The organism is Polaromonas sp. P3_C2 (assembly GCF_056402675.1).
On sequence record NZ_JBFUGX010000269.1, the window covers coordinates 1 to 5490 of the forward strand.

Consider the following 5490-nt stretch of genomic DNA (forward strand, 5'->3'; position numbering starts at 1 on the left):
GAACCCGCATGAAGAAGAGTCCGGTGTCATGGTCGTTGTATTGCGCGGCTTCTTCAATATTGCCGCCGTTCTGCAACAGGAAACCAGAGACCGCGTGAACAATGCCCATACGGTCCGGGCAGGACAGGGTCAGGATATAAGCGTGATTCATAGGGGGTGAATTGTCGCAGGTGAAGGCTGTGTCTGCCCGGCCGGCGGGCAATTGAAGGTGCAGGGCGGCGGCAAGAGTGCCAGAATGCAAGATCAAGCGCTGCTATCCCAGCTTCACACCTTTCGACGCAGGAAACCACCATGGCCTACCAGAATTTCAACATGGAGCACCAATGGCTCCCGTTCACGCCCAACCGCAGCTTCAAAAAAGACCCGCGCGTGTTTGTGGCCGCAGACGGCATGCATTTCACGACGCACGACGGGCGCCAGGTGATCGACGGTATTTCCAGCCTGTGGTGCGTGGGCGCCGGCCACAACCGAAAGCCCATCAACGAAGCCATCAAGAAGCAGCTCGATACGCTGGACTACGCGACCGCTTTCCAGGCCAGCAACGATCAGGCCTTCAAGGCCGCCGAGATCATTGCTGGCATGGCGCCAGGTGACCTCAACAAGGTGCTGTTCTGTAATTCGGGTTCGGAGGCCGCGGACACGTCGTTGAAGGTCGCGCTGGCTTACCACCGTGCGCGGGGCGAAGGCCACCGCAATGTATTCATCGGCCGTGAAAAGGGTTACCACGGCGTTGGTTTCGGCGGCATGAGCGTGGGCGGCATTCCGGCCAACCGCAAGGTGTATGGCGCCGCGCTGTTGCCTCGCGTGGACCACATGCGCTTCATCCATGACCCGGTCAATCATGCCTACATCAACGGTGCTGAGCCCGTGTGGCAGGAAGACCTGCTGCTGGAACTGGAAAATCGCATCCTGCCGCTGCACGACCCGAGCAACGTGGCTGCCGTCATCGTCGAGCCGGTATCAGGAAGCGCCGGATGGTACCTCCCGCCCAAGGGCTACCTGAAACGGCTGCGCGAAATTTGCGACAAGCACGGCATCCTGCTGATTTTTGATGAAGTCATCACGGGCTTCGGCCGCCTGGGCACCGGTTTCGGGGCAGACTATTACGGTGTGGTGCCCGACATGCTCAACTTCGCCAAATGCGTGACCAACGGTGTCATCCCGCTGGGTGGTGTGATCTGCTCCGACCGCATCTATGACGGCATGATGAATGCCAATGCCGGTGCGCCCGAGCATGCCGTGGAGTTCTTTCACGGCTATACCTACTCCGGCCACCCGGTCGCTTGCGCGGCCGCAATTGCGACGCTGGAGCTGTTCAAGGAAGAACAGCTGTATGAACGTGCCGGCCAGATGGGCAAGGTATTGGGCGACGCGATGCACAGCGGCCTGAAGGGCCTGCCCAATGTGATCGGTATTCGCAGCCTGGGACTGGCCGGCGCGGTCGAGCTGGCGCCGGTGACGGGTGTGCCGGGCAAGCGCGCGTATGACATCTTCATGGACTGCTTCCACAACGGTGTGCTGGTGAGGCCGGCGGCTGACAACATCGTGGTCTGTCCACCCTACATCGTCGAAAAAGAACATATCGACCGCATCGTCAATGTGGTTGCCGACGCCATCCGCAAAAACACCTGATTCCCGCCAGCCGAGCCCCAAAAGGCTCTTCAGGGTTTGGGTGCCAGCTGCTTCTGCAGGCCCGCGCAATAGTCGGTCTCCGGGAACGGGGCCGTTGCCCACACGGCGTCGAAAGCGTCTGCCTTCTCGGCATTCGCGGGGTTCCCGGCAAGCAGGCGCACTACTTTGGCTTTTATGTCCGTCGGCAGGTGCAACGGTACGCCCAATTGCCGGTTCGCATGGCCGCTTCCGGCCAGCAGCAGCACTGTCTTGCCGGGCAGCACGGCCTGCCCCAGGGTGTTGGCCATGGTGATGTCCTTGGCAATCTGGATACGTGTCATGGGCGTGATCTGGCCCTCAGGCAACAGGTTGCAGTGGCCGAGACGGATCAACTGCTGCTGGGCTTTGAGGGCGGGGCCTGGCAAGCGGGCGTCAAGCCGATTGTCGGCCATGCTTTCCGGCATTTGCGCCCGGGGCAGATTGGCGCCCATCACGGGGACACCGGCGCGCACCGCGGTCATCACGGCAGGGCCGTAGGCTGTCCATGGCCAGCCCTTATCGTTCCAGTTGAGCGCATTGCGCACCTGCTGCTCGGTGGCGCTGGGTCTGAGCGCGGAAGTACTTGCACCCGTGTCGGCCATCTCAAGGGCTACGGCAGCCAGCGCCCCTTTGGCCGCCAGGGCGGCGACCACCTGCTGCTCGATTGTCTGGTGCTCAGCGGCGTCGTGCTGCTCCCCGAGGATCAGGACGTCGGCAGGGAGCAGCGCCTCCAGCCGGGTGGATGTCTGTGCGGTTTCGCTGCCCTGCACCTGCAGGATGGGCGCTTCGGGCCGTCCCGCGCAGCCTCCCGCCAAAGCCGCCGTGGCGGCGCAGACAAGGCATGCCAAAGCATGAGGGGTGAGGAGGTGGCGCATCGATGGATACTACCGCTTCCAGCGGCTTCTGTTCCGCGCCGTTACGCTCTGCCATGCCTTCCTTGCCCCACCGTGCCGCCCAGTCCCCGCCCGTACGTGTCGTCCTGACCTTGTTGCTGGCCTGGGGTGCCGCTTTCTTGTGTATTGCGCTGCGCACGCCTTTGCCCTGGATGATCGGCCCCTTGCTGGCGACGGCGGTGGTGTCAATGCTGGGCGGACCTACGGCCAGCTGGACGCCACTGCGCAACTTCGGGCAATGGATCATCGGCTGCGCACTGGGGCTGCACCTCACGCCGCTGGTGGTGCAGGCAGAAAGCCCGCCAGGCGATTGATTGGGCAGAAAGACACACCCAGCGGGGGGCGCTCCTTCAAGGGGCCGCGGGGCTGGCTCCGCCAGACCGCAGGCACAGCGGCCCCCTCGGGGGCAAGGAGCTACACGAAGTGAGAGACCGTGGAGGCTCTACTTCTAATGAAGCGATATCGGCGTGTTGGCAAGACCGCTGTAGCCTTCCAGCGTGTCTTCGATTTCTTCTTGCGTGGGAGTGTTTTGCRCCCAGGCGCTCAGGCGCTGCTGGAACATTTCAGCCCAGGATCCATCCAGATAGACCTCCTTGCCCGAACGCTTGTCGACGATTTCGAAGCCATGCCGGGCCAATTCGGGAACGGCGGGGACAGGCGCGGATTCTTCCGGCGCATTGGCGTGAATCTGCATGACAGCAAAAGATTCCGAGTCGTAAAGCATTTGCATGGTGTAGGTCCTTTAGCTTCAGATAGCAACGATGAGGCCAAGTTCAAGGGCCCGGGGGGTTAAGTGCGAAAGCATGCGGTAAAGGCGCGTAGTGCGTGTAAAACCGCACATAAAACGGGCACCTCCGTGCGGCATAACAACGCCGGTTTGTTGAACTCAGCTCTTGGTGATCGCGCTGAGCTGCTGGTCAATGAAATCCCCGTTCTGCTGGGTGATTCTGCTGCGAACGGGAAGATACCCCAGTGACGGGGCATACCAGAGTTCCACTTTCTGATCGAACTCACGCCGGGGCTGACGGGTGAGTTTGAGCGTATTCAGCTCGCCATAGGGAAGTACCATTTTCTCTTCGCCTTCCACCCGGAACGTCCAGGTGTCTGCATCCCGCGGTCCCACGGTGTAAATTGAAATGGTGGAGCCCGCCGGAAAGCCGGCCGGGTTGCCCGCCAGTATGGCAGCCAGCTGGATGAAGACGCTGACCCGGTCCTGTGCACCCTTGATCCAGGGGACCGTCGGCGTATTGGCGCTGAAGGTGATCTGCCCCTTGTCTGCTTCAAAATGCGCGGCCACTTCGCTTCTTGATTTGTCGGAAAAGCGGGTTGGCGCCAAGCCTTCCGGACCCACCTGCCCGGTGCTTGCCATGCTGCGTGAACCTAAAAACAATGCGCTGACGCGCATGGAGGCGCTGTAGTTGTCGCCTGAATAGCGCCATCCCAGTTCGGCGTCCGCGTGGTAGTTCAAGCCCTTTGCGCTGCCGGTCATTTTGTATTCCAGTCGCGCGCTTTCCGGCAAGGCCACCGCCGTCACCGCCGACTGGTCTGGGTCGACTGTCGCGGGGGCGCTGGCAGCAGCGATTGTGGGCGTTGCCTGTGCGGGCATGCTTTGCGGATTTTCTACCTGGGGCGTGCTGGATGTCACCACCTCGGGAGGCGAGATTGCTATCAAATCAGTAGCGTGTTGCGCTGGACTCTCTTGGGTTACGGCGGGTTTCTTCTTGAATATCCTGGGCTTTGGGGGCGGTGCGGAAGGCGCGGGGGCAAGCGATGTCGGTGCAGGAGGCGGTGCGATGCTGCGCGTTGCGAAAGCCTCGCTGCGTGGGGAGGCGGCAGTTTGCTCGGGGCCGAATCGTACCGGCGCTGATTTCAGCACCAGCGTGTGGACAGCCAGCACCCCTGCAGCCAGCGCAGCAAGCACACGCCAGCGAGGCGCCGAAGGATAGCGGTCGGTGGACGCGGTCACGCCTGTGTGAATCCAAGATCACCGGAAAGTTGCCGGGCGGCGGCGGCCAGCGGCCGTGCCACCGCGCCGTCCCAGTCCGGATCAAACGTTGCAAGCGAACCCAGCGCCACAATGCCGAGCGCGAGATGGCCGTCGGCATCGAACACCGGCGCACAGAAGCCGGCTACGCCGGGCAGCAGGGTATTGACTGCGCGCGCCATGCCGCGGCGGCGGATATCTTCCAGCAAGGCATTCAGCTCGGCCATGGTGGCGGGAACATCTTTTCGCGCCAGCTTCTGGTTGCGTGTCAGTTCAGCCCTGACCAGCAGCGCCAGCCTCCCTTGTGGTTTGGCTTTGGCCTTGGGCAGGTTCGAAGACAAAAATGCGGCAAAGCACAAGCCCGTGGCGGACGACAGCAGCGGCATGACGTCGCCCAGCCGCAGGTTGACCGTCACAGACTGCGGCGATTCCTCCCAGTGGACGAGGGTTGGTCCCTGGTTGCCCCAGACCGCCAGTGCCAGGGTCTGGCCGGTTTGCATCATCAGGCGCGGCATGAGCTGACGGGCCAGCTTCACGCTGTCCAATCTCGAAAGGGAAGCGAGTCCTAACTTGAGCGCAGCCGGGCCGAGGTCGTATCGGGCGGTTGCCTCGTCCTGGACGACCAGTGCCAGCCGCTGAAAACTGACGAGATAACGGTGTGCCTTGGCCGCACTCATGCCCGCTGCGGCTGCCAGGTCGCGAAGCATCAGCGGGCCGGGTGAGGTGGAGAGCGACTCCAGCAAGCTGAAGCCGACCTCGACCGACTGAATGCCCGCGCGTTGCGGCGGCAGGCTGCTGCGTGCTGTTGCGGGGGCGCCTGGGCTGACTTTCATGGGCTTGACTAGAATTTCAGGTTCGCCGTGAGACTGTGGATGCATGGATCGTAACGCGGGGCCGGATGCCACCGCCGGCCACGGCACAATCAGGCCTTCTGCGAAAGCCGACAGCCACCAATCAGGATAT

The 5490-nt window shown here is 62.5% G+C and carries 6 protein-coding genes and 1 pseudogene; 2 read left to right on the forward strand and 5 right to left on the reverse strand.

Features of this window, described 5'->3' with window-relative positions:
* Window positions 1-151, reverse strand: a 151-nt coding sequence (locus tag AC1DWI_RS12540; protein ID WP_477724939.1) for an ACT domain-containing protein, incomplete at its 3' end; no start/stop codon positions are given.
* 140 nt (window positions 152-291) lie between these two features.
* Here AC1DWI_RS12540 and aptA point away from each other — a divergent pair.
* Window positions 292-1632, forward strand: coding sequence for an omega-aminotransferase AptA (gene aptA, locus AC1DWI_RS12545; protein ID WP_477668738.1), 1341 nt, complete (start codon window positions 292-294; stop codon window positions 1630-1632).
* A 29-nt stretch (window positions 1633-1661) separates the two neighbouring features.
* Here aptA and AC1DWI_RS12550 read toward each other — a convergent pair whose 3' ends face one another.
* Window positions 1662-2525: a ChaN family lipoprotein gene (locus AC1DWI_RS12550; protein ID WP_477668737.1), complete on the reverse strand. Its 864-nt coding sequence runs from the start codon at window positions 2523-2525 to the stop codon at window positions 1662-1664.
* A gap of 53 nt (window positions 2526-2578) precedes the next feature.
* Between AC1DWI_RS12550 and AC1DWI_RS12555 the strand changes: the two are divergent.
* Window positions 2579-2830, forward strand: a pseudogene (locus AC1DWI_RS12555) (AbrB family transcriptional regulator); the annotation flags it as partial.
* A gap of 161 nt (window positions 2831-2991) precedes the next feature.
* Here the strand turns inward: AC1DWI_RS12555 and AC1DWI_RS12560 are convergent.
* The 3 genes from AC1DWI_RS12560 to AC1DWI_RS12570 form a co-directional block, all read right to left on the reverse strand.
* Window positions 2992-3273 (reverse strand): BTH_I0359 family protein, encoded by a 282-nt coding sequence (locus AC1DWI_RS12560; protein WP_477724938.1) that lies wholly within the window; start codon window positions 3271-3273, stop codon window positions 2992-2994.
* 156 nt (window positions 3274-3429) lie between these two features.
* Window positions 3430-4149: a DUF3108 domain-containing protein gene (locus tag AC1DWI_RS12565; protein ID WP_477668736.1), complete on the reverse strand. Its 720-nt coding sequence runs from the start codon at window positions 4147-4149 to the stop codon at window positions 3430-3432.
* A 356-nt stretch (window positions 4150-4505) separates the two neighbouring features.
* Window positions 4506-5318, reverse strand: coding sequence for an IclR family transcriptional regulator (locus tag AC1DWI_RS12570; protein WP_477668934.1), 813 nt, complete (start codon window positions 5316-5318; stop codon window positions 4506-4508).
* Window positions 5319-5490: the final 172 nt, after the last annotated feature.

What these genes read in the sequence shown, in the direction of transcription:
- aptA (WP_477668738.1), top strand. Translation starts at nt 292, where the DNA reads ATGGCCTACCAGAATTTCAACATGGAGCACCAATGGCTCCCGTTCACG.
- AC1DWI_RS12550 (WP_477668737.1), bottom strand. Translation starts at nt 2,525, where the DNA reads ATGCGCCACCTCCTCACCCCTCATGCTTTGGCATGCCTTGTCTGCGCC.
- AC1DWI_RS12565 (WP_477668736.1), bottom strand. Translation starts at nt 4,149, where the DNA reads ATGCCCGCACAGGCAACGCCCACAATCGCTGCTGCCAGCGCCCCCGCG.